The sequence below is a fragment of the Streptomyces sp. NPDC056486 genome (genome assembly GCF_042795295.1).
Lineage (GTDB): Bacteria > Actinomycetota > Actinomycetes > Streptomycetales > Streptomycetaceae > Streptomyces.
The window spans coordinates 13160-35595 of record NZ_JBHTSF010000095.1; the positions used below are offsets into that span (position 1 = coordinate 13160).

Sequence of the window (22436 nt, forward strand, 5' to 3'; positions counted from 1 at the left end):
GCTCACGCTCCGACGGTGGCGACGAGGACGGCGGCGACAGCCAGGACGACGGTGCCTGCGAGCAGCGCGCTCAGGTAGGTCTGCACATTGCCGGTCTGCGCGCGGCGTACGGCCGCGCCGAGCCAGCGGGGTGCGGTGCCCGCGCCGCGTACGTACGTCTCGACGACCTCGCGGTCGAGGAACCGGACGAGGCCCGCGGCGGCCTGGACGGGGCGCACGAACAGGGCGGCGTAGACGGCGTCGAGGTGGAAGCCGACGGCGGCGTGCCGGTGCAGCGGGCCGAGCAGGAGGCGGCCGGGGTCGGCCGGGTCGTGGGCGGCGGCCACGTCTCCGTAGGCGGGGGTGTGCGTGGCGATCGCCTCGGCTTCGACCAGGCCTCCGTCGGCTCCGGATCCCGTGTCGGCGGCGACCGCGCCCATCGGGTGACGGTCGGCAAGCGCCGTGGTGTGGCGCCACGCGCCGTACGTGACGAGCCCGCCGACGAGGGCGAATCCCGTACCGAGTACGGAGGTGGTGAGGGTCGGGGTGAGCGAGTGGCCGTCGAACCATTTCGGCAGGGCGCCGACGGTGAGGCCGAAGGCGAGTGAGGGCACGGCGAGCACCCAGAGCACGGAGGTCATCGCGACGGGTTGCCTTCCGTGGTCGGGGGCTTCGGGGCCCCTGCCGTTGAAGGCGAGCAGCCACAGACGCGTCGCGTAGGCGGCGGTGAGGAGGGCGGTCAGCAGACCGGCGACCAGGACGATCCAGCCCGCCGCGACGGGGGCCGTCTCGGAGTGTCCTGTGGCCGCGTGCTCGGCGGCGCCCAGGACGGCTTCCTTGGAGAAGAAGCCGCTGAACGGCGGGATCGCGGCGAGCGCGAGGAGCGCCACGGTCATCGTCCAGAAGGCGTCGGGGACGCGGTCGCGCAGGCCCTTCATGCGGGACATCGCGGCGAGGGAGTTGGTGCCGGCGGCGTGGATGATCACGCCCGCGCCGAGGAAGAGGAGCGCCTTGAAGGCGCCGTGCGACAGGAGGTGGAAGACGGCGGCACCGCGGTCACCGACGGCGAGGGCGCCGGTCAGATAGCCGAGCTGGCCGATCGTCGAGTACGCGAGGACGCGCTTGATGTCGTCCTGGGCGATCGCGGCGAGCGCCGAGCCCGCCATCGTGACGGCGGCCATCACGGCGAGGACGACCATCGCCGCCGCCGACACGGCGAAGACGGGGAGGAGCCGGGCCACGAAGTAGACACCGGCGGCGACCATCGTCGCGGCGTGGATGAGCGCGGAGACGGGGGTGGGGCCGGCCATCGCGTCGGGCAGCCAGGTGTGCAGCGGGAACTGCGCGGACTTGCCCGCCACACCGGCGAGGAGCAGCAGGGCGATCAGCGTCGGATGGTCGAGGCCGCCGCCCGCGACCGTCGCGAGGACGGTCGTGATGCGGAACGAGCCGGTGTCGACGGCGAGCGCGAACAGGCCGATCAGGAAGGGGACATCGCCGAGCTTGGTGACCAGGAAGGCTTTGAGGGAGGCCGCGCGGGCTTCGGGCGTCTCCCAGTAGTGGCCGACGAGGAAGTACGAGCAGATGCCCATGATCTCCCAGCCGACCAGGAGCACCATCAGGTCGCCGGAGTAGACGACGAGCAGCATCGCGGAGGTGAAGAGGGAGACGAGAGCGGCGTACGAGGGGTAGCGCGAGTCGTCGCGCAGGTAGCCCGTCGAGTAGATCTGCACGCAGGAGGCGACGACGCCGACCAGGACGGCGACCAGGGCGGCGAAGCCGTCGATGTGCAGGGCGAGTTCGATGGGGATCGAGCCGGTCGGGGTGAGCTCGGTGGCGGACTCGATGTCGGCGCCGCCGCCGTGGCGGGCGGCGACCAGGACGGCGATGACCAGCGCCGCCAGGGTGGGCAGCACCGCGAGGGGGCGTACGAGACCGGGGACGGTGCGGCCGAGCAGCAGACCGGCGACCGCGCCGAGGAACGGCAGGAGGGGGACGAGTACGGCGAGGGTGGTCGTGGTCACGCGGTGGCCTCAGCCTTCTGTGCCGGGGCGGGCTCTTCGCCGACGGCTTCCTCGGCGTCCTCGGCGTCGTCGTCGGGGCCCTCGGCGGTGTCGCGGAGTTCGTCGACGGCGGCGGAGCCGCGGTTGCGGTAGACCGCCAGGACGATCGCGAGGCCGATGCCGATCTCCGCGGCCGCGATGGCGATGGTGAAGAGGGTCAGGGCCTGGCCGGAGTGGAGGGCGTCGCGGAGCCAGACGTCGAAGGCGACCAGGTTGAGGTTGACGGCGTTGAGCATGAGCTCGACGGACATCAGGACCAGGATCGCGTTGCGGCGGGCGAGTACTCCGTACAGGCCTACGCAGAAGAGGAGGGCGGCCAGGACTGCGGGATAGGCGAGGTGCATCAGCGCTGCTCCTTGTCGCTGGGGGCGTCGCTGGGGGCACCGGTCGTGCGGGGGGCACCGGTCGTGCGGGGGGCACCGGGGGTGTCGTTCAGGCGGGTCAAGCGGGTCATGCGGGCGTTCCTGCGGGAGAGGACGATCGCGCCGACCAGGGCGGCGAGGAGCAGGACCGAAAGGGCCTCGAAGGGCAGCACCCAGTGCTGGAAGAGGAACTTTCCGGTCACGCCGGTGGAGCCCTGGGCCTCGTCGGCGGCGCGGTCGAGGTCGATCCAGGTCGTCCGGAAGGCGTCGACGACGACCCAGACCAGGGCGGCGGCCGCGAGGACGGCCACCGCGAGCGCGACCGGACGGTTGCCCGAATCGGCGTCCGGGGAGCGGCCGATGGGGGCCCGCGTCAGCATCAGCCCGAAGAGAAGGAGGACGACGACGGAGCCGACATAGATCAGGACCTGCACCCAGGCGATGAACTCGGCGGTGAGCAGGAGGTACTCGACGGCCAGACCGCCGAGCGTCGCCACGAGCCACAGGGCGGCGTGCACCAGCTGCTTGGTGGTGACGGTGACGATCGCCGAGCCGAGGGTGACGAGGCCGACCAGGAGGAAGGCGATCTCGACTCCCGTCGGGGAGAGGAAGCCTTGGGGGGCGTTGGCCGCGAGGTTCACGCGGATCCCTCCGGTCCGGCTGCTTCGGCTTCCTGGGCCGCGGCCAGCTTCTCCGCCGCCTTGCGGGCGGTGACGATCTCCTTGGGGTCCTCGGCCGCGGGGTCCAGGGCCGGCGGGGCGGGGACCGTCCACATCCAGTCGCGGAGTTTGTCGCGCTCGTGGGTGAGTTCGTGGATGTCGGTCTCGGCGTACTCGAACTCGGGGGACCAGAACAGTGCGTCGAAGGGGCAGACCTCGATGCAGATGCCGCAGTACATGCAGAGGGAGAAGTCGATGGCGAAGCGGTCGAGGACGTTGCGGCTGCGCTCGCGGCCGCCCTCGACGGCCGGCGGGACCGTCTCCTTGTGGGAGTCGATGTAGATGCACCAGTCCGGGCACTCCCGGGCGCAGAGCATGCAGACCGTGCAGTTCTCCTCGAAGAGCCCGATGACGCCTCGGGTGCGGGGCGGGAGTTCGGGCTGGTGCTCCGGGTACTGCTCGGTGACGGTCTTCTTCGTCATCGTGCGGAGGGTGACGGCGAGGCCCTTGGCCAGGCCGCTGCCAGGGATCGGAGGCATTAGTTGATCGCCACCTTCACGATTCCGGTGAGCGCGATCTGCGCGAGGGCGAGCGGGACGAGGAGGGTCCAGGAGAGCTTCTGGAGCTGGTCCTCGCGGAGACGGGGGTAACTGACGCGTAGCCAGATCACGACGAAGGCGAGCACCGCCGTCTTCAGGAGGGTCCAGACCCAGCCGAGGCCGTCAGCGCCCCAGGGGCCGTGCCAGCCGCCGAGGAAGAGGACGGTGGTGAGGCCGCAGAGGACGACGATTCCGGCGTACTCGGCGAGAAGGAAGAGGGCGAAGCGCAGGCCCGTGTACTCGGTGTACGCACCGAAGATGATCTCCGAGTCGGCGACCGGCATGTCGAAGGGCGGGCGCTGGAGTTCGGCGAGGCCCGCGACGAAGAAGACGAGGGCGCCGACGATCTGCCAGGGCAGCCACCACCACTCGAAGGCGTTGAGGATGCCGGGCAGTGACACCGTCCCGGCCGCCATCGCGACCGAAGCCGCGGCGAGCAGCATCGGGAGTTCGTACGCCAGGAGCTGGGCGGCGGTGCGCAGGCCGCCGAGGAGGGAGAACTTGTTGGCGCTCGCCCAGCCCGCCATGAGCGAGCCGAGTACGCCGACGCCCATCACCGCGAGCACGAAGAAGATGCCCGCGTCGACGAGTTGACCGACGGCGCCTTCGCTCGGGCCGATCGGGATGGCGATGAGGACCAGGAGGTAGGGCAGCAGGGCGACGGCGGGGGCGAGCTGGAAGATGCGGCGGTCGGCCTCGGCCGGTACGACGTCTTCCTTCTGCGCGAACTTGACTCCGTCGGCGACGAGCTGGGCCCAGCCGTGGAAGCCGCCCGCGTACATGGGGCCGAGGCGGCCCTGCATGTGGGCCATCACCTTGTGCTCGGTCTGGCCGATGACCAGGGGCAGGACGAGGAAGACGGCGAAGACGATGAGGAGACGCAGGGCGACGTCGAGCGCGTCGGTCACTCCGTGCCTCCTGGGCGGGCTTCGCCGGTGGTGTCGGGCTCGCCGGTGGTGTCGGGCTCGGGCTTGGTGGTGTCGGGTGCGTCGGTGGTGTCGGGTGCGTCGGTGTTCTTGGGCGCATCGGGATCAGCCGAAGCCTGTTCCGGTGCCGATGCCGGTTCCTCCGTGCCGTCGAACGCCGGGCGTGCCTGGTGCCATGGGGCGTCGGAACTGGCCGCGGGTGCCTCGGTCGTCTCGGGCTTCGCCTCGGGTACCGGAGTCGCCTCGGGTGCGTCGGGCTTCACCTCAGGCACCTCAGGCTTCGCCTCAGGCGGCGTCTTCTCAGACGGCTTCGCCTCAGGCGGCGTCTTCGCTGCCGGGCTCTGGGACGCCGGGCTCTGGGACGCCGGGCTCTGGGACGCCGAGCCCTCGCCCGCCGTGCGTGTCCTGCGGACAGGACGGTCGCCTGCCGCGCGGGCGGCGCCGCGGGCCGGGCGGGCCGGGGCCGCGGGGAGTTGGCCCTTCAGGGGGCCCCATTCGTTCGGGTCGGGTACGCCGGGAGGCAGCATCTGGCGGCGCTTGGGGCCGCCGTGCTCCGACTCCCCCGGCTCCTTCGCGCCGGGCCACGCCTTCGCGACCCGGGCCGCGAGGACGAAATCCTTGCGCAGGGGGTGGCCCTCGAAGGTGTCAGGGAGGAGCAGCGGCACCAGGTGCGGGTGGCCTTCGAAATGGACGCCGAACATCTCGTGCGTCTCGCGCTCGTGCCACGCCGCGCCCGCGTAGACGTCGATCGCGGTCGGCAGGACAGGGGCCTCGTGCGGGACGGTCGTACGGATGAGGAGGCGGCGTACCGGAGAGAGGGCGACGACGTGGGCCGAGACGAGGAAGCCCGTGCCCGGTTCGTCGACGGCGCTCAGCCAGTCGAAATATGTGCAGGTCAGGGTCGTACGCGCGGTTTCGAGCGCCGCGATCCACGAGCTCGGCGGGACATCGACCGTCAAGAGGTCGTACGACTCGTCGGCCGTGGCCTCCGCGCCGAAGAGCTCCTCGACGGGGCTCGGCAGCCAGCCGCTCATGCCTGCCCCTCCCCCTGCGTTGTGGCCTCCGGCGGCTTCACCAGACCGCTCTGGAGCGCCGCCGTCGAAGGACGGTTGCCGTTGCCGTACCGCTCACTCAGCGACTCCGCCGCGATCTTCTCCTGGAGCTTGAGGATGCCCTGGAGCAGCGCTTCGGGACGGGGCGGGCAGCCGGGTACGTACACGTCGACCGGGATGATCTGGTCGACGCCCTTGGTCACCGCGTACGAATCCCAGTACGGACCGCCGCAGTTGGAGCAGGCGCCGAAGGAGATGACGTACTTCGGCTCGGGCATCTGCTCGTACAGGCGCTTCACGGCCGGAGCCATCTTGTCCGTGACCGTGCCGGAGACGACCATCAGGTCGGCCTGGCGCGGACCCGGCGCGAACGGGATCACGCCGAGCCGGATGAAGTCGTGCCGGGCCATGGAGGCCGCGATGAACTCGATGGCGCAGCAGGCGAGGCCGAAGTTGAAGACCCACAACGAGTACCGGCGGCCCCAGTTGAGGACCACCTTCATCGGCTCGGGTGCGAGGCGGGACAGCACGCCGAGCTTCTGCGGCTCGGGTGTGGGGAGCAATGTCGGCTCGGGCAGGAGCACGGGCTCCGGGGTCACGTCCATGTGAGGACGCCCTTCTTGTATGCGTACAGCAGGCCCACGGTCAGGAAGCCGAGGAAGATGAACATCTCCACCAGCGTCGTCGCACCGTAGCCGGGCGCGGCGAAAACCGTCGCCCATGGAAAGAGGAAGATCGAGTCGACGGCGAAGATGACATAGAGGAACGCGTAGACGTAGTAGCGGACCTGGGTGTGGGCCCAGCCGTCGCCGACCGGGTCGACGCCGCACTCGTACGTCAGGAGCTTCTCGGGTGTCGGTACGACGGGCCTGAGCAGCCGCCCCGCGCCGAAGGCGACAGCGACGAACAGCACGCCGACGACGGCGAGCAGTCCGACGACGGAGTACGACTGGTAGTAGCTCGCCGCGACGTTCGTCACGTGCACGTCAGCCCCTCACTCCCTGAACTCCCTGAAACTTCCTGGCCGCCCTCTGGCACAGACAGTGACCGCTGACCGCTGCCCGCTGAACCGCCGACGACTGACGACTGACGACTGATCGCTGACAGGTGATCGCTGATCACTGTTCGACGATCTGTACGCACGGGAGTCTAGGGCCTGCTAAAGACGCAGTAAGCAGAGCGTCACGCTTCGGCAAGGACTGATCGCTCATGACGTGGCGCCCACGGGTGGCGCCCACGGGTGGGGTTATCCCCCCGAGTGTCCGGGCGGCCCTCCTCATGGCGCCGCGGCGGCAAGCCGTGCAACCTAGCGCGTATGACCGCACGCGCCATGTCCTCATCCACGTCCCTACCGCCCGCGCGCTTCGCGGCGTACGACCGGCAGACCTGGAAGGAGATCGCGCACCTCCTCGCCAACCTCCCGCTCGGTGTGGCCGGTTTCGTCTACGGGGTCGTGACGATCGCGGCCGGCAGCGGTCTCGCCGTGACGGTCATCGGCCTGCCGCTGCTCGCGGGCGCGCTGCTCGGCGCGCGGCTGCTCGGCAAGAAGGAGCGGGCCCGGGCGCGGTCGCTGCTCGGGCTGTGGGTCGACGAGCCGAGCCCGATGCCGAAGCTGCGCAGGCACGACTTCTTCAGCTGGCTGCGGTCGAGCCTGAGAGACCCGGTCGGCTGGCGCGCGATGCTGTACTCGGTGATGCGGCTGCCCTGGGGAGTGGTGACGTTCACCGTCACCCTGACGGGGCTCTTCGTGTTCTGGCCCGTGCTGCCCTACGTCGTGCGCGGCCTGACCACCGTCGACCGCGCGATGGTGCGCGGACTGCTCTCGCCCTCCGACGAACTGGAGCGGCGCATCCTTGAGTTGGAGTCGGACCGCGGGGTCGTCGTCGACACGGCCGCGGCCGACCTGCGCCGCATCGAGCGCGACCTGCACGACGGGGCGCAGGCCCGCCTGGTCGCGCTCGCCATGGGGCTCGGTCTGGCCAAGGAGAAGCTGACGGAGGACCCCGAAGCCGCGGCCCGCATGGTGGACGAGGCACACGGCGAGGTGAAAGTCGCCCTCCAGGAGCTGCGCGACCTGGCCCGCGGCATCCACCCGGCGGTCCTGACCGACCGCGGCCTGGACGCGGCCCTCTCCTCGCTCGCCGCCCGGTGCACGGTCCCGGTGAAGGTGACGGCCGATCTGCCGACGCGCCCGGCGGCCGCGATCGAGGGCAGCGCGTACTTCACGGTCTCCGAGCTGCTGCAGAACGTCAGCAAGCACAGCGGGGCACGTTCGGCGTCCGTGGAAGTATGGCGCTCCGACCAGCGGCTGCTCATCCAGGTGTGGGACGACGGCCGGGGCGGCGCGAGCCTGGCCGGGGGCACGGGCATGGCGGGCCTCGCGGACCGGCTCGGCGCGGTCGACGGCCTGTTCGTGATCGAGTCGCCGGAGGGCGGACCCACGACGATCACGGCGGAGCTGCCGTGGCGGGACCGGGATCTCGATGCCCAGGGGCCCCCGGAACTCCGGGGATCCCGGGGGCCCCGGAGGCTCCGGGCGTCCTGAGGGTAGGGAAAACCCCCGGGACAAGACACCTACGCACCGCATGGTCCGGATCAGCGCCGCCCAGCACTCTGTAGGTACAACCGAAACCGCACAGCAGGTACGACGCCGGACCAGCACAGCAGGTACGACGCCGGACCAGCCCACGACCGGGCGGACCGGGCGGACCGAGCAGAAACGGACGACACCGATGGCCACGGAGTACGGACAGGAGTACGGGCGCATGAACCGTTCGGAGTTCCGGGGATCCGACCTCGACGAGCGTCGGTCGCGTATCCCCGCCGGGCTGCGCGCGCCGATCGAGGCCCGCGCCTGGAAGGAGTTCGGGTATGTGCTCCTGAGCCTGCCGATCAGCATCGTGACGTTCACGTTCGCGGTCACGATGCTGTCGCTCGGCGTCGGGCTGCTGATCACGTTCATCGGCATCCCGGTGCTTGCCGCCGGGCTCGCCGCCTGCCGTGGGCTCGGCTCGCTCGAGCGGGTGCGGGCGCGGGCGCTGCTCGACGTGGAGGTGGCGAACCCGGAGCCGCTGCGGCCCAAGAACGGCGGCGGCATGATGGGGTGGATGGGCGCCGTGCTCAAGAGCGGTGTCTCCTGGCGGCACGTCCTCTACTCCCTGCTCCACATGCCGTGGGCGGTCTTCTCCTTCGGCGTGTCGGTGATCTTCTGGACGTACGGCTGGGCGATGCTCACGTACCCGCTGTGGCAGTGGCTCTTCCCGGTCTACGGCGGCCAGAACGGCATCCAGCTCTACGGCGACGACGGGCACCGTGTCCTCATAGACAACCCGTTCGAGATCGGCGTCACCGCTCTCACCGGCCTGCTCGTCACCCTCGCCGCTCCCTGGATCATCCGGGCCCTGACCACCGTCGACCGCCTCATGGTCGTCGGGCTGCTCGGCCCCTCCAGTCTGGCGACGCGCGTCGTCGAGCTGGAGTCGGACCGCGGGGTCGTCGTCGACACGGCCGCGGCCGACCTGCGCCGCATCGAGCGCGACCTGCACGACGGGGCGCAGGCCCGCCTGGTCGCGCTCGCCATGGATCTGGGTCTTGCCAAGGAGAAGCTGACGGAGGACCCCGAAGCCGCGGCCCGCATGGTGGACGAGGCACACGGCGAGGTGAAGGTCGCCCTCCAGGAACTGCGCGACCTGGCCCGCGGCATCCACCCGGCGGTCCTGACCGACCGCGGCCTGGACGCGGCCCTCTCCTCGCTCGCCGCCCGGTGCACGGTCCCGGTCCAGGTCGACGTGGATCTGCCCGCGCGTCCTGCCGCCGCGATCGAGGGCATCGCGTACTTCACCGTCTCCGAGCTGCTGCAGAACATCAGCAAGCACGCGCAGGCGTCCCGCGGCTCGGTCGACGTCTGGCAGGTCGAGAACCGGCTGATGCTCCAGGTCTCCGACAACGGGGCGGGGGGCGCGGACGTGACCGGCGGTTCCGGCCTCGCGGGGCTCGCCGAGCGGCTCGACGCGGTCGACGGGATTCTGGTCGTGAATTCGCCCGTGGGCGGACCGACGACCGTGACGGCGGAGCTGCCCTGGCGGGCGTAGCGGCGGACCCACCTCGCTCACCCACTTGGTCGCCCGCAACACCGGGCGACCGGGTGGGTTCCGCCGTGCCGCGGCCGTGAGCGAACGCGGAAGCGAACACAGACAGGAACACCGGCAGGAACACCAGCAGGAACACCAGCAGGAACGCAGACAAGCGTTCTGCCTACGAACGCCGTAATGCCCCCTAGTACGCGCGATACTGAGGTGTCCTGTCGGGGACAACAAGAACCGAATATGCCGGGGGGCCGTGAACGTGGAGGACAAAGTGCGGGTCGTCATCGCCGAGGATTCAGTGCTGCTGCGGGAGGGCCTGACCCGGCTGCTGAACGACCGCGGGCACGACGTCGTCGCGGGGGTGGGCGACGCGGACCAGCTGATCAAGACGATCAACGAACTCTCCTCCGCGGGCGCGCTGCCCGATGTGGTCGTCGCCGACGTGCGGATGCCGCCGACGCACACCGACGAGGGGGTGCGGGCCGCGGTGCATCTGCGCCACCAGTTCCCGGGCCTCGGGGTGCTCGTCCTCTCGCAGTACGTCGAGGAGCAGTACGCCACGGAGCTGCTCGCCGGATCCAGCCGCGGCGTCGGCTATCTGCTCAAGGACCGCGTCGCCGAGGTGCGCGAGTTCGTGGACGCGGTGGTGCGCGTCGCGCAGGGCGGCACCGCGCTCGACCCGGAGGTCGTGGCGCAGCTGCTCGGCCGAAGCCGCAAGCAGGATGTCCTCGCGGGGCTTACTCCACGCGAACGCGAGGTACTCGGTCTGATGGCCGAGGGGCGGACGAACTCCGCGGTCGCCCGGCAGTTGGTGGTGAGCGACGGCGCCGTGGAGAAGCACGTCAGCAACATCTTCCTGAAGCTGGGGCTCTCCCAGAGTGACGGGGATCACCGACGGGTACTGGCGGTCCTCACCTACCTGAATTCATAACGACCTGACACCCTGTCAGCGATTCAGCGGCATTTGAGCGTCACCGAAGACAACGGCAGCACCATGAACGCGAAGAAGCACGAAGAAGCACGAAGAACTGACGGAGAAGCGCGGAGAACAGTCCTAGAACCAAAGGATGAGTGGGGGCGTCTTCCATGACGGGCCGGGGGGCGAGGCACAGCATGACAAATCGGGGCATCAGCGCGTCTCAAAAACGCGTCCGTCATGCGATCTACCACAGGTAGGCGACCCTTACCGACGTAGGGTGGGTCTTGGGAAGGCCGGTCGCCCAGCCCTTCCCGCTCAGCCGCCCGAGGGAGGTCCAGTTCAGTGACCAGCCAGGTCAGTAGCCCAGCCGAGCAGGCCGATGGGACAGTCGTCGGAGAGCAGCGCAAGCCTGCTGGTGAGAAGGATGTACGCCGTCTGGACCGGGTGATCATCCGTTTCGCGGGTGACTCCGGTGACGGTATGCAGCTCACCGGCGACCGGTTCACTTCGGAGACGGCGTCCTTCGGGAACGACCTCTCGACACTGCCGAACTTCCCCGCCGAGATCCGTGCGCCTGCCGGCACCCTGCCGGGCGTCTCCTCCTTTCAGCTGCACTTCGCCGACCACGACATCCTCACGCCGGGCGACGCGCCTAACGTGCTTGTCGCGATGAACCCGGCCGCGCTGAAGGCGAACATCGCCGACGTGCCGCGCGGCGCGGAGATCATCGTCAACACGGACGAGTTCTCCAAGCGGGCGATGGCGAAGGTGGGCTACGAGGTCTCGCCGCTGGAGGACGGTTCACTGGACGGCTACAGCGTCCACCCGGTGCCGCTGACGACACTCACCGTCGAGGCGCTCAAGGAGTTCGACCTCTCGCGCAAGGACGCGGGCCGCAGCAAGAACATGTTCGCGCTCGGCCTCCTCTCGTGGATGTATCACCGGCCGACCGCGGGCACCGAGAAGTTCCTGCGCACGAAGTTCGCCAAGAAACCGGACATCGCCGAGGCCAACATCGCCGCTTTCCACGCGGGTTGGAACTTCGGCGAGACGACGGAGGACTTCGCGGTCTCCTACGAGGTCGCCCCGGCCGCCGCAGCCTTCCCGACCGGTACCTACCGCAACATCTCGGGGAACCTCGCCCTGTCGTACGGGTTGATCGCCGCGGGCCGGCAGGCGGACCTGCCGCTCTATCTGGGCTCGTATCCGATCACTCCGGCCTCCGACATCCTGCACGAGCTGAGCAAGCACAAGAACTTCGGCGTGCGGACCTTCCAGGCCGAGGACGAGATCGCGGGCATCGGCGCGGCGCTCGGCGCGGCCTTCGGCGGCTCGCTCGCGGTGACCACGACCTCGGGCCCGGGGGTGGCGCTGAAGTCGGAGACCATCGGGCTCGCGGTGTCGCTCGAACTGCCGCTGCTCGTCGTGGACATCCAGCGCGGCGGGCCCTCCACCGGCCTGCCGACCAAGACCGAGCAGGCGGACCTGCTCCAGGCGATGTACGGGCGCAACGGCGAGGCACCGGTGCCGATCGTGGCACCCCGGACGCCCGCCGACTGCTTCGACGCGGCGATCGAGGCGGCCCGGATCGCGGTCACCTACCGCACCCCGGTCTTCCTGCTCTCGGACGGCTACCTGGCCAACGGATCCGAGCCGTGGCGCATCCCGGACACCGATGAACTCCCGGACCTGCGCGTGCAGTTCGCCTCGGGGAACAATCACACCGAGGACGACGGCACCGAGGTCTTCTGGCCCTACAAGCGCGACCCGCAGACGCTGGCCCGCCCGTGGGCGATCCCCGGCACGCCCGGCCTCGAACACCGCATCGGCGGCATCGAGAAGCAGGACGGCACCGGCAACATCTCGTACGACCCGGCCAACCACGACTTCATGGTCCGCACCCGCCAGGCCAAGATCGACGGAATCTCCGTGCCCGATCTGGAGGTCGACGACGCGAGTGGCGACGCCACATTGCTGGTTCTGGGCTGGGGTTCGACCTACGGCCCCATCACCGCGGCGGTACGTCGTCTGCGGGCGGTCGGTGTGAGTGTGGCGCAGGCCCATCTGCGCAACCTCAACCCCTTCCCCCGGAATCTGGGCGAAGTCCTGAAGCGTTACGACAAGGTGGTGATTCCCGAGATGAACCTCGGGCAGCTCGCCACGCTGCTCCGCGCCAAGTACCTCGTGGACGCGGTCTCGTACAACCAGGTCAATGGAATGCCGTTCAAGGCCGAGCAGCTCGCCACGGCTCTCAAGGAGGCCATCAATGGCTGACACGAAGACCGAAAGCACCGGGAGTACCGGGAGTGCCGGGAGCACGATCGAAGCGCTTTCCCTGGTGCCCAAGGCCGAGGCCAAGCAGTCCATGAAGGACTTCAAGTCCGACCAGGAGGTGCGTTGGTGCCCCGGCTGCGGGGACTACGCCGTCCTGGCGGCAGTACAGGGCTTCATGCCCGAACTCGGCCTGGCCAAAGAGAACATCGTCTTCGTCTCCGGCATCGGCTGCTCCTCCCGCTTCCCGTACTACATGAACACCTACGGGATGCACTCCATCCACGGCCGCGCCCCCGCCATCGCCACCGGACTCGCCTCATCGCGCCGGGACTTGAGCGTGTGGGTGGTCACCGGCGACGGCGACGCCCTGTCCATCGGCGGCAACCACCTCATCCACGCCCTGCGCCGCAACGTGAACCTGAAGATCCTGCTCTTCAACAACCGGATCTACGGCCTCACCAAGGGCCAGTACAGCCCCACATCCGAGGTCGGCAAGATCACCAAGTCGACGCCGATGGGCTCCCTCGACGCGCCCTTCAACCCGGTCTCCCTGGCCATCGGCGCGGAGGCGTCGTTCGTGGCGCGGACCGTGGACTCCGACCGCAAGCACCTCACCTCGGTCCTGCGCGAGGCCGCCGAACACCCCGGCACCGCCCTGGTGGAGATCTACCAGAACTGCAACATCTTCAACGACGGCGCCTTCGAAGTCCTCAAGGACAAGCAGCAGGCCGAGGAGGCGGTGATCCGCCTGGAACACGGGCAGCCCATCCGCTTCGGGGCCGAGGGCTCCAAGGGCGTCGTGCGCGACCCGGCCACCGGTGATCTCAAAGTTGTCCCGGTCACGCCTGAGACCGAGTCACAGATTCTGATCCACGACGCGCACTCGACCTCGCCGACGCTGGCCTTCGCGCTCTCGCGGCTCGCCGACCCGGACACCCTGCACCACACCCCGATCGGCGTCTTCCGCAGCATCGAGCGCCCGGTCTACGACACGCTCATGTCCGACCAGCTCGACACCGCCATCGAGCAGAACGGCAAGGGCGACCTGGCCGCACTCCTCGCGGGCGGCGACACCTGGACCGTCGTCGGCTGACATCGTCGGCCACCGACCCCAAAGCCCGAAGTCCGAAGTCCGAAGCCCGGTTCTGGCCCTTCAAGGCCTTCAGGACCGGGCTTCGTCGTACACCTGCCGCGCTTCCTGTACGTCGCCCAGGCGCCGCTCGGTCCACTCGGCGAGCACCCGGACCTGCTCGCCGACCTCGCGCCCGAGGTCGGTGAGCGAGTAGTCGACGCGCGGCGGAATGACCGGCTTGGCGTCGCGGTGCACGAGGCCGTCGCGCTCCAGGGTCTGCAGGGTCTGCGTCAGCATCTTCTCGCTGACCCGGCCGAGGGCCCTGCGCAGCTCACTGAAGCGGTACGAGCGCTCGTCCAGGGCGATCAGGACGAGCACGCCCCAGCGGCTCGTGACGTGTTCCAGGACGAGGCGCTGCGGGCACATCCCCTCGTCCCCGAGGTTCCAGTTACTTACTGCCATGCCAGTACCTTACTTCAAAGTGGGTACTTTCCATTAGTTAGCGCACGACGTAGGCTCAGTACGAGAAGCACACCAAAGGGCATCAAAGGGAATCAAAGGGAGATTCGAGCCATGAGCATCGTCGTCACCGGAGCCACCGGACACCTCGGCCGTCTCGTCGTCGACGGGCTGCTCGACGCGCAGGTGCCCGCCGGGCAGATCGCCGCCGTCGTACGCAACAAGGAGAAGGCCGCCGACCTCGCCGCACGCGGCGTCGAGCTGCGGATCGCGGACTACAGCGCGCCCGAGACCCTCGCCGGCGTCTTCGCCGCGGGCGACAAGGTCCTGCTGGTCTCCGGCAGCGAGGTCGGGCAGCGCGTGCGGCAGCACGCGGCGGTGATCGACGCCGCCCGCGCGGCGGACGTCGCGCTGCTCGCGTACACCGGCGTCCTGGGCGGACCCGACGCCGACTTCGACCTCGCGGCCGAGCACAAGGAGACGGAGCAGCTCGTCCTCGACTCCGGTCTGCCGCACACGTTCCTGCGCAACGGCTGGTACCACGAGAACTACACGGCCAACATCGCCCCGGTCCTCGAGCACGGCGCCGTGGTCGCGTCCGCGGGCGACGGCCGGGTCGCCTCCGCCTCGCGCGCCGACTACGCGGCCGCAGCCGTCGCCGTACTGACCGGCGAGGGCCACGAGGGCAAGGCCTACGAGCTGAGCGGCGATGTGGCGTGGAGCCTCGCCGAGTACGCCGCCGAGATCTCCCGGCAGACCGGCAAGGACATCTCGTACGCGAACGTCCCCGCCGAGCAGAACCTCGCGATCCTGACCGGCGCCGGGCTTCCCGAGCAGTTCGCCGCGATCCTCGTCGACGTGGACTCGGCGATCGAGCGAGGCCTCCTTGCCGGTACGAGCGGTGATCTGGCCCGGCTCATCGGCCGGCCGACGACGCCTCTCGCGGACGCGATCGCGGTGGCGCTCAAGAACTGAGGCAAGAACTGAGGCAAGGGCAGAGGCGAGGGCAGCAGCAAAGGCTGAAGCGGGCGAGACGGAGGTCATGACCGTTTTCGTGAGACGGGCATGACACGAGACTGTCTGTGCCGCTACCTTCTTGAAGGCAGCGTGGGGCTGTCACGCACCAAGGAGGGGCCGTGGACGCCGCCGCAGCTGAGCAGTCGAAGAGCGAGCAGCGCATAGGACTGCTGAACGGCATCGCGGCCTACGGGATGTGGGGCCTCGTGCCCCTGTTCTGGCCCCTGCTCAAACCGGCCGGGGCGGGCGAGATCCTCGCGCACCGGATGGCGTGGTCCCTCGTCGTGGTCGGCATCGCACTGCTCGTCGTGCGGCGCTGGGCCTGGGCGGGCGAACTGATCCGCCAGCCGCGCAAGCTGGGCCTGGTGACGGTCGCCGCGGCGGTCATCACGATCAACTGGGGCGTCTACATCTGGGCCGTGAACTCCGGCCACGTCGTGGAGGCCTCCCTCGGCTACTTCATCAACCCCCTGGTCACCATCGCGATGGGCGTCCTGCTCCTCGGCGAGCGGCTGCGCCCCGTGCAGTGGACGGCCGTCGCCGTCGGCCTCGCGGCGGTCCTCGTCCTCGCCTTCGGGTACGGGCAGCCGCCGTGGATCTCGCTCTGCCTCGCCTTCTCCTTCGCCACGTACGGCCTGGCGAAGAAGAAGGTGGGCCTCAGCGGTCTGGAGTCGCTCGCCGCCGAGACCGCGATCCAGTTCCTGCCCGCGGTCGGGTTCCTGGTGTGGCTCGGCGCGCGGGGCGATGCCACGTTCGGCACGGAGGGCTTCGGGCACGGGACGCTGCTCGCGGCGACCGGTCTGGTCACCGCCATCCCCCTGGTCTGCTTCGGCGCCGCCGCGATCCGGGTGCCGCTCGCGACCCTGGGGATGCTGCAGTACCTCGCTCCCGTCTTCCAGTTCCTGCTGGGCATCCTGTACTTCCATGAGGCGATGCCGCCCGAGCGGTGGGCCGGGTTCGGGCTTGTGTGGCTGGCGCTGACGTTGCTGACCTGGGATGCGGTGCGCTCCGCGCGGCGTAATGCGGTGCGGTTGGCTGCCGCCAGGGCTTCGGCGGCCACGGTGCCTGTCGCCGCGGGGCGGGAGACCGAGCCGATGACTCCCGCCGCCGGTCGGGAAGAGTCCGGGGTCTGAACTTCGCGGGCTCGCCTTTCTTGCGGGTGCGGATTCATCCTTGCGGGTGCGGATTCGTCGTGGCTGGGCGCGCCGTTCCCCGCGCCCCTTTGGGGCGCTCTTCTCAGCCCCACGCCCCTGCTGCCGATGCGGCCTTTGCGTACACGCTGAAATCTCTCGGCTCCCGGCCCAGTACGTCTCGTACGCCGCTCACCGGGGCCGCGTTGTAGCCGTCGGCCAGCCAGGCGAGTACGTCCGCGAGGGCGCGGGCCGGTTCGGCGGGGACGTCCGCGGCGGTCAGCTCGGCCACGTACGCGTCCGCCGTGATGTGCTCGAACCGCATCGGCCGCCCAGACGCCTGCGACAGTTCCGCGACCGCATCGGCGAAGCTCAGCGCGCGCGGTCCGGAGAGTTCGTAGACCCGGCCCGTGTGCCCCTCCTCGGTGAGCAGCGCGGCGGCCACCTCCGCGATGTCGTCCACGTCGATGAACGGCTCCGGCACGTCGCCGACGGGGAGCGCGAGGCGGCCCGCCACGAGGGGTGCGTGGAAGATGTCCTCATCGAAGTTCTGGGTGAAGTTGTTCGGGCGGATCACCGTCCAGTCCACGCCCGCCTCGCGCACCACGCGCTCGGCCTCCGCCATGGACGGCTCGAAGGAGTCGCCGTACACCTCGACGCCCCGCCCCGACAGGACCACGAAGCGGCGTACGCCCGCCGCCGCTGCCCGGTCGACGAAGTCGGCGATCGGCCCGGGTTCGGGCGGGCCGACCAGGTAGAGGGCGGACACGCCCTCCAGGACCGGGGCCCAGGTGGAGCGGTCGGTCCAGTCGAAACGGGTCTCGCCGGAGCGGGACGCTGCGCGCACGTTCCGGCCCGCCTCCCGCAGCCGGGCGACCACGCGGCGGCCTGTCTTGCCGGTGGAGCCGAGTACGAGGATGAGGGCGTCGGATGCGTCGGATGCCTGGGTGTTCTTCGCGTTGTCGGTCATGGGTACAGCCAACTCCCTTGCCGGAGCAGGTCACATGGGTGCCCGTCTCGCCCGCATGGGAGTACGTCTACACGAGCGGTGCGCCGTCTACGGTGGGAGCATGGACGCTCTGGGGGATCTGCTGCGAGGGGTACGCGCGGACGGCGCGCTGTTCGACCGCACGGTGCTGACAGGACCTTGGGAGGAGAGCCGCAGCGAGGGGGCGGCGCTGACGCTGGTCTCGGTGGTGCGCGGCACGGCGCGGATCACCGCCGCGTCGGGCGAACCGCGCACTCTGGGGGAAGGGGCCGCGGCCGTGGTGTGCACGTCGGCCCCGTTCACGCTCTCCGCCGCCGGTGCGGGCCCCGGCGAGTGTGAACTGGTCACCGGTGCCTATCAGTTGGACAGCGCCGTGGGTCGGCGCCTGGTCAGCATGTTGCCGCCGCTCCTCGTGGTCCCGTCCGGCGACGACTGCCTGCCCATCCTGGAGCTGATCGCCGCGGAGGTGGCCGCCGACCGGCCGGGACGCCAGTTCGTGATGGACCGGATGCTCGACTGGATGCTGGCCTGCACCCTGCGCGAGTGGTTCGACCTGCCGGACGCCTGCCCGCCCGCCTGGTACCGAGCGCTCGGTGACGAGGTGGTCGGCCCTGCCCTGCACGCCATGCACGACGAGCCGTCGCAGCCCTGGACGGTGGCCTCGCTCGCCGCACGCGCCCAGGTGTCGCGCGCGGCGTTCGCCCGCAACTTCGCCGAGCTGGTCGGCAGGCCCCCGATGGCGTACCTCACCGAGTGGCGGATGACGCTCGCCGCCGAACTGCTCGCCGAGCCGGGCGCGACGGTGGCCTCCGTGGCCGGGAAGGTCGGTTACGCGGACGGGTTCGGCTTCAGCGACGCCTTCAAGCGGATCCGGGGCATCGCGCCCAGCGGCTACCGCGCCTCACTGACCGCCCGGCGGCCGGACTCCGGCTCGCTCAGGGCGGTGGGCTGACCGCGCCGCCTGGTCCTGCACGAGAAGGAACCCCCACGCTGGGCCTGCGACTGGCGGCGCCACCCCGTGCCGGACACCTACGCACCCGGTTGGACGGTTCTCGTGCCGCCATCGGCCGCCGAGCGCACCGATTTGACCGCCCTGCGGAACACGGTGACCGGTATGCGCTCTTGACGCACGGTCAAGCTCACCCGCACCATCAGGCACGCCAATTACGTTCGACATTCACGGAATTGGTGAACCCCCACGGGCCCCCACGGCCCGCGGCCCCACGGAACCATCCAACAGAACAGAACACGGAGCCCCCCACATGAAGCTCTCCGTTCCCGGACGTGTCACGGCAGCCGCCGTCATAGCCGTCACCGGACTCTTCACCACCAGCGCGATATCCTCGGCGGCCCCCGCCCCCACGGCGGCCGCCCCCGACATCTCCGTGGCCAACGTCCAGGGCCACCTCTCGCAGCTGCAGTCCATCGCCTCGTCCAACGGCGGCAACCGCGCCCACGGCAGCGCGGGCTACAAGGCCTCCATCGACTACGTGAAGGGCAAGCTGGACGAGGCCGGATTCACCACATCGCTCCAGGAGTTCACCTCCGGCGGCAAGACCGGCTACAACCTGATCGCCGACTGGCCTGGCGGCGACGCCGACCAGGTCGTCATGGCGGGCTCGCACCTCGACAGCGTCGGCGAGGGCCCCGGCATCAACGACAACGGCTCAGGATCGGCCGCGATCCTGGAGACCGCGCTCACCGTGGCGCACGAGAAGTACAAGCCCACCAAGCACCTGCGGTTCGCCTGGTGGGGCGCCGAGGAGCTAGGGCTCGTCGGTTCCTCGCACTACGTCGACAAACTGCCCGCCGACGAGCGCTCGAAGATCAAGGGCTACCTGAACTTCGACATGATCGGCTCCCCGAACCCGGGCTACTTCGTCTACGACGACGACCCCACGATCGAGAAGACCTTCAAGGACTACTACGGCGGCCTCGACCTCGCCACGGAGCCCGACGAGGAGGGCGACGGCCGCTCGGACCACGCCCCGTTCAAGGACGCGGGCGTCCCGGTCGGCGGCCTCTTCAGCGGCGCCGACTACGAGAAGACCGCCGAGCAGGCCCAGAACTGGGGCGGCACGGCCGGTGAGCCGTTCGACAAGTGCTACCACTCCGCGTGCGACACGGAGTCGAACATCGACGGGACCGCGCTCGACCGCAACAGTGACGCGGTGGCGTACGCGGTGTGGGGGCTCTCCTCCTAACCTGCGGGCCCTGCGTCTTAACCCATGGGCCCTGCGTCTTAACCCGCGGGCCCTGCGCTCCGACGGGCCACCCTGGACGTGATTACCTGCGCGTGCATATAGTGCACGCGCAGGTAATCAGCAGTCGCCTCATTTGTAGGCCGCCTCATTCGCAGGCCGCCTCAATTCCAGGGGGATCCCATGACCCGCAAGTTCCTCTTTGTGCTCGGCAGTTCCCGCCCCGAGGGCAACACGGAGACCCTGGCCCGCAGGGCCGCCGAGCAGCTCCCGTCGGACGTGGAGCAGCGCTGGCTGAACCTCGCCGACCACCCGCTGCCCGACTTCGAGGACCTCCGCCACGACAGCGACCACGTCCGCCCGTCCGGCAACAGCATCGCGACGCTGCTCGACGCGACCGTCGAGGCGACCGACATCGTCATCGCGTCGCCCCTGTACTGGTACTCCGTCTCGGCCACCACCAAGCGCTACCTCGACTACTGGTCGGGCTGGCTGCGCACCCCCGGCGTCGACTTCAAGGCCACGATGGCCGGGCGCACCCTGTGGGGCGTGACGGCGCTGGCCGACGACAAGGCAGTCGTCGCCGATCCGCTCGTCGGCACCCTGCGCAACTCCGCCGCGTATCTCGGGATGCGCTTCGGCGGCGTACTGCTCGGCAACGGCAGCAAGCCCGGCGACGTACTGAAGGACGAGCGCGCGCTGACCGAGGCCAAGACGTTCTTCGCACAGGAGCCGGCACCGGCCCGCTTCCCGTTCGAAGACTGATGCGGCCTACGCCGTGATGTCCTTCGCCCCGAACCGCGCCCACGCCGCCGAGCCGAACACGGCCGCGTACAGGCCCTGCAGGCCGAGGTTCTTGACCAGCTCGTCCCAGTAGACGGGCTCGCGCATCAGGTCCGCGAAGGACAGCCAGTAGTGCGAGAAGAAGTACGGCTGGACCGCGTGCAGTTGGGGGATCTGGTCGAGGATCTGGACCGTGATGAGCAGGCCGACGGTCGTCGCCATCGCCGCGATGCCGCTGCTGGTCAGCGTCGACACGAAGAGACCGAGCGCCGCCACCCCGATCAGTGACGCGGCGACCACGAGGGCGATGAGCAGGGCGCGCAGCAAGCCTTCGCCGAAGCTGATCGGGACGCCGGAGATCGTGGTGACCTCTCCGAAAGGGAAGAGCAATGCCCCGACGGCGAGTGCGGAGAGGGCCACGACGAGCGTCGCGACCAGGCAGAACGTCATCGTCGTCGCGTACTTGGCAAGCAGCAGACGCGTACGTCCCGCCGGGGCGACAAGGAGATAGCGCAGCGTTCCGGCGCTGGACTCGCCCGCGATGGAGTCGCCCGCGACGACGCCGACCGCCATGGGCAGGAAGAAGGGGAGCGTCGCGGCGAGCGCGGTGAAGACGAGGAACAGGCCGTTGTTGGTGATCTGCGCGATGAATGCCGGGCCTCCGCCCCCGCCGCCCCCACCGACCGACGAGCCGTCGCTCGTCTCGATCTTGACGGCGATGCCCACGAGGATCGGCACGGCGGCCAGCACGCCGAGCAGGGCGAGGGTGCGCCAGCGGCGGAAGGTGATGCCCAGTTCGCTGCGGAAGAGCCCGAGGCTCCAGATCCGCCGGACCTCGCGCACGTCGCGTACATCTTGTTCACTCTCTACGCCGACAGCCTCAGCCCGCGACATCGAAGCCCTCTCCCGTCAGTGCCACGAACGCGTCCTCCAGCGAGGCCCGTTCGACGCCGAAGCCCCGTACCCGTACGCCCGCACCGACCAGGGCGGCGTTCAGCTCCGCGAGATCCGTGCCGGTGTCCGTACCGGCGCCCGAGCCCGTGCCCGGCGGTTCGCCCGTCACGCGGTCCTCCGTCACGACGAGGTCCGTCACGCCGAGCTCCTTCAGGACGCGTACCGCGTCTCCAGTGTCCGGTGTCGTCACGACGAGGCGGCCCCGCGCACCGGCGGCGAGCTCGGCCACCGGGCCCTGGGTGATCAGACGGCCCTGGGCCATCACCGCGGCATGCGTGCAGACCTGCTCGATCTCGTCCAGGAGGTGCGAGGAGAGAAAGACCGCCGTGCCCTCCGACGCCAACTCCCGTACCAGCGCCCGGATCTCGCGCATGCCCTGCGGATCGAGGCCGTTGGTCGGTTCGTCGAGCACGAGCAGCTTGCGCGGCTGGAGCAGTGCGGCCGCCAGACCGAGGCGCTGCTTCATGCCGAGCGAGTACGCCTTCGCCTTCTTGCCCGCGGCTGCCGTAAGACCGACCCGGTCCAGTGCTGATTCGGCGCGGACGCGGCGGGTGCGCGGGTCGGCGGTCGGGTCCGCGGCGTCGTAGCGCAGGAGGTTGTCGCGGCCGGAGAGGAAGCCGTAGAGAGCCGGGCCCTCGATGAGCGCGCCGACGTGCGGGAGCACGGTGCGCGTGTCGCGCGGCATGGGTCGGCCGAGGAGCTTGGCCCGGCCGGAAGTCGGCTCGATCAGACCCATGAGCATCCGAATGGTGGTCGTCTTGCCCGAGCCGTTCGGCCCGAGGAACCCGAACACGCTTCCGGCGGGGACGGTGAGGCTCAGACGGTCCACGGCCAACTGCTTGCCGTAGCGCTTGGTGAGAGCGTCGGTCTCGATCACGCTCTCCGTCGCCACGCTGGTGCCCGGCACTCAGCCC

The 22436-nt window shown here is 69.9% G+C and carries 22 protein-coding genes; 10 read left to right on the forward strand and 12 right to left on the reverse strand.

The genetic code is table 11. The annotated features are described in order from the left end of the window. Window positions 1–2 precede the first annotated feature (2 nt). From ACFQ7F_RS30305 to ACFQ7F_RS30340, 8 genes are read right to left on the reverse strand one after another with little or no spacing between them, the layout of a single operon-like run. A complete protein-coding gene (locus ACFQ7F_RS30305) occupies window positions 3–2003 on the reverse strand; it encodes an NADH-quinone oxidoreductase subunit L (protein WP_383276996.1) in 2001 nt (666 codons plus the stop codon). After that, window positions 2000–2386, reverse strand: a complete 387-nt coding sequence (gene nuoK, locus ACFQ7F_RS30310; RefSeq protein ID WP_383276999.1) for an NADH-quinone oxidoreductase subunit NuoK — start codon at window positions 2384–2386, stop codon at window positions 2000–2002. Before nuoK ends, ACFQ7F_RS30305 begins: the two co-directional genes overlap by 4 nt. After that, window positions 2386–3045 (reverse strand): NADH-quinone oxidoreductase subunit J, encoded by a 660-nt coding sequence (locus ACFQ7F_RS30315; protein WP_383277002.1) that lies wholly within the window; start codon window positions 3043–3045, stop codon window positions 2386–2388. Before ACFQ7F_RS30315 ends, nuoK begins: the two co-directional genes overlap by 1 nt. Further along, entirely contained in the window at window positions 3042–3602 is a 561-nt protein-coding gene (locus ACFQ7F_RS30320; RefSeq protein ID WP_383277005.1) for a NuoI/complex I 23 kDa subunit family protein, read from the reverse strand. The genes ACFQ7F_RS30315 and ACFQ7F_RS30320 overlap by 4 nt, the downstream gene beginning before the upstream one ends. Further along, on the reverse strand, window positions 3602–4570 hold the full coding sequence (locus ACFQ7F_RS30325) for an NADH-quinone oxidoreductase subunit H (protein ID WP_383277008.1): 969 nt from the start codon (window positions 4568–4570) through the stop codon (window positions 3602–3604). Before ACFQ7F_RS30325 ends, ACFQ7F_RS30320 begins: the two co-directional genes overlap by 1 nt. Further along, window positions 4567–5622, reverse strand: coding sequence for an NADH-quinone oxidoreductase subunit C (locus ACFQ7F_RS30330; protein ID WP_383277011.1), 1056 nt, complete (start codon window positions 5620–5622; stop codon window positions 4567–4569). The genes ACFQ7F_RS30325 and ACFQ7F_RS30330 overlap by 4 nt, the downstream gene beginning before the upstream one ends. After that, complete coding sequence (locus ACFQ7F_RS30335; protein WP_383277014.1) at window positions 5619–6245, reverse strand: NADH-quinone oxidoreductase subunit B; 627 nt, start codon at window positions 6243–6245, stop codon at window positions 5619–5621. The genes ACFQ7F_RS30330 and ACFQ7F_RS30335 overlap by 4 nt, the downstream gene beginning before the upstream one ends. Continuing rightward, entirely contained in the window at window positions 6236–6625 is a 390-nt protein-coding gene (locus tag ACFQ7F_RS30340) for an NADH-quinone oxidoreductase subunit A (protein ID WP_361182433.1), read from the reverse strand. The genes ACFQ7F_RS30335 and ACFQ7F_RS30340 overlap by 10 nt, the downstream gene beginning before the upstream one ends. Window positions 6626–6955: 330 nt before the next feature. Here ACFQ7F_RS30340 and ACFQ7F_RS30345 point away from each other — a divergent pair, with 330 nt between their 5' ends. From ACFQ7F_RS30345 to ACFQ7F_RS30365, 5 genes are all read left to right on the forward strand, one after another. Beyond that, window positions 6956–8185 (forward strand): sensor histidine kinase, encoded by a 1230-nt coding sequence (locus tag ACFQ7F_RS30345; protein ID WP_383277017.1) that lies wholly within the window; start codon window positions 6956–6958, stop codon window positions 8183–8185. A gap of 187 nt (window positions 8186–8372) precedes the next feature. After that, window positions 8373–9731, forward strand: a complete 1359-nt coding sequence (locus ACFQ7F_RS30350) for a sensor histidine kinase (protein WP_383277020.1) — start codon at window positions 8373–8375, stop codon at window positions 9729–9731. A 265-nt stretch (window positions 9732–9996) separates the two neighbouring features. After that, entirely contained in the window at window positions 9997–10656 is a 660-nt protein-coding gene (locus tag ACFQ7F_RS30355; RefSeq protein ID WP_383277054.1) for a LuxR C-terminal-related transcriptional regulator, read from the forward strand. 330 nt (window positions 10657–10986) lie between these two features. Further along, window positions 10987–12918, forward strand: a complete 1932-nt coding sequence (locus ACFQ7F_RS30360) for a 2-oxoacid:acceptor oxidoreductase subunit alpha (protein ID WP_383277022.1) — start codon at window positions 10987–10989, stop codon at window positions 12916–12918. Further along, window positions 12911–14011, forward strand: coding sequence for a 2-oxoacid:ferredoxin oxidoreductase subunit beta (locus ACFQ7F_RS30365; RefSeq protein WP_383277024.1), 1101 nt, complete (start codon window positions 12911–12913; stop codon window positions 14009–14011). The genes ACFQ7F_RS30360 and ACFQ7F_RS30365 overlap by 8 nt, the downstream gene beginning before the upstream one ends. Window positions 14012–14080: 69 nt before the next feature. Here ACFQ7F_RS30365 and ACFQ7F_RS30370 read toward each other — a convergent pair whose 3' ends face one another. Further along, the gene (locus tag ACFQ7F_RS30370) at window positions 14081–14452 is read right to left on the reverse strand and encodes a winged helix-turn-helix transcriptional regulator (RefSeq protein ID WP_383277027.1); all 372 of its coding nucleotides are present in this window, start codon (window positions 14450–14452) and stop codon (window positions 14081–14083) included. A 111-nt stretch (window positions 14453–14563) separates the two neighbouring features. On the opposite strand from ACFQ7F_RS30370, the gene ACFQ7F_RS30375 reads away from it, so the two are divergent. Further along, window positions 14564–15424, forward strand: coding sequence for an NAD(P)H-binding protein (locus ACFQ7F_RS30375; RefSeq protein WP_383277030.1), 861 nt, complete (start codon window positions 14564–14566; stop codon window positions 15422–15424). 161 nt (window positions 15425–15585) lie between these two features. Beyond that, the gene (gene rarD, locus ACFQ7F_RS30380) at window positions 15586–16599 is read left to right on the forward strand and encodes an EamA family transporter RarD (RefSeq protein WP_383277033.1); all 1014 of its coding nucleotides are present in this window, start codon (window positions 15586–15588) and stop codon (window positions 16597–16599) included. A 103-nt stretch (window positions 16600–16702) separates the two neighbouring features. On the opposite strand, the gene ACFQ7F_RS30385 is transcribed toward rarD, so the two are convergent. Then, window positions 16703–17566, reverse strand: coding sequence for an NAD(P)H-binding protein (locus ACFQ7F_RS30385; protein ID WP_383277036.1), 864 nt, complete (start codon window positions 17564–17566; stop codon window positions 16703–16705). A gap of 100 nt (window positions 17567–17666) precedes the next feature. Between ACFQ7F_RS30385 and ACFQ7F_RS30390 the strand changes: the two genes are divergently transcribed. The 3 genes from ACFQ7F_RS30390 (at window position 17667) to ACFQ7F_RS30400 (ending at window position 20550) form a co-directional block, all read left to right on the forward strand. Further along, entirely contained in the window at window positions 17667–18536 is an 870-nt protein-coding gene (locus ACFQ7F_RS30390; RefSeq protein WP_383277039.1) for an AraC family transcriptional regulator, read from the forward strand. Window positions 18537–18846: 310 nt separating this feature from the next. Continuing rightward, window positions 18847–19788, forward strand: a complete 942-nt coding sequence (locus tag ACFQ7F_RS30395) for a M28 family metallopeptidase (RefSeq protein ID WP_383277042.1) — start codon at window positions 18847–18849, stop codon at window positions 19786–19788. Window positions 19789–19968: 180 nt separating this feature from the next. Then, window positions 19969–20550 carry a flavodoxin family protein gene (locus ACFQ7F_RS30400; protein WP_383277045.1) on the forward strand — a complete coding sequence of 194 codons (582 nt, stop codon included), beginning with the start codon at window positions 19969–19971 and terminating at the stop codon, window positions 20548–20550. 6 nt (window positions 20551–20556) lie between these two features. Here the strand turns inward: ACFQ7F_RS30400 and ACFQ7F_RS30405 are convergent, their stop codons facing one another. Together ACFQ7F_RS30405 and ACFQ7F_RS30410 are read right to left on the reverse strand one after the other, a co-directional pair. Further along, the gene (locus tag ACFQ7F_RS30405; protein WP_383277048.1) at window positions 20557–21462 is read right to left on the reverse strand and encodes an ABC transporter permease; all 906 of its coding nucleotides are present in this window, start codon (window positions 21460–21462) and stop codon (window positions 20557–20559) included. Beyond that, window positions 21449–22429 (reverse strand): ABC transporter ATP-binding protein, encoded by a 981-nt coding sequence (locus ACFQ7F_RS30410; RefSeq protein WP_383277051.1) that lies wholly within the window; start codon window positions 22427–22429, stop codon window positions 21449–21451. Before ACFQ7F_RS30410 ends, ACFQ7F_RS30405 begins: the two co-directional genes overlap by 14 nt. Window positions 22430–22436 lie beyond the last annotated feature (7 nt).

Coding starts and splice junctions, on each gene's coding strand:
- nuoK (WP_383276999.1), bottom strand. CDS start 2,386: ATGCACCTCGCCTATCCCGCAGTCCTGGCCGCCCTCCTCTTCTGCGTA.
- ACFQ7F_RS30320 (WP_383277005.1), bottom strand. CDS start 3,602: ATGCCTCCGATCCCTGGCAGCGGCCTGGCCAAGGGCCTCGCCGTCACC.
- ACFQ7F_RS30330 (WP_383277011.1), bottom strand. CDS start 5,622: ATGAGCGGCTGGCTGCCGAGCCCCGTCGAGGAGCTCTTCGGCGCGGAG.
- ACFQ7F_RS30335 (WP_383277014.1), bottom strand. CDS start 6,245: ATGGACGTGACCCCGGAGCCCGTGCTCCTGCCCGAGCCGACATTGCTC.
- ACFQ7F_RS30345 (WP_383277017.1), top strand. CDS start 6,956: ATGACCGCACGCGCCATGTCCTCATCCACGTCCCTACCGCCCGCGCGC.
- ACFQ7F_RS30350 (WP_383277020.1), top strand. CDS start 8,373: ATGGCCACGGAGTACGGACAGGAGTACGGGCGCATGAACCGTTCGGAG.
- ACFQ7F_RS30365 (WP_383277024.1), top strand. CDS start 12,911: ATGGCTGACACGAAGACCGAAAGCACCGGGAGTACCGGGAGTGCCGGG.
- ACFQ7F_RS30370 (WP_383277027.1), bottom strand. CDS start 14,452: ATGGCAGTAAGTAACTGGAACCTCGGGGACGAGGGGATGTGCCCGCAG.
- ACFQ7F_RS30375 (WP_383277030.1), top strand. CDS start 14,564: ATGAGCATCGTCGTCACCGGAGCCACCGGACACCTCGGCCGTCTCGTC.
- ACFQ7F_RS30385 (WP_383277036.1), bottom strand. CDS start 17,566: ATGACCGACAACGCGAAGAACACCCAGGCATCCGACGCATCCGACGCC.
- ACFQ7F_RS30390 (WP_383277039.1), top strand. CDS start 17,667: ATGGACGCTCTGGGGGATCTGCTGCGAGGGGTACGCGCGGACGGCGCG.
- ACFQ7F_RS30395 (WP_383277042.1), top strand. CDS start 18,847: ATGAAGCTCTCCGTTCCCGGACGTGTCACGGCAGCCGCCGTCATAGCC.
- ACFQ7F_RS30400 (WP_383277045.1), top strand. CDS start 19,969: ATGACCCGCAAGTTCCTCTTTGTGCTCGGCAGTTCCCGCCCCGAGGGC.
- ACFQ7F_RS30405 (WP_383277048.1), bottom strand. CDS start 21,462: ATGTCGCGGGCTGAGGCTGTCGGCGTAGAGAGTGAACAAGATGTACGC.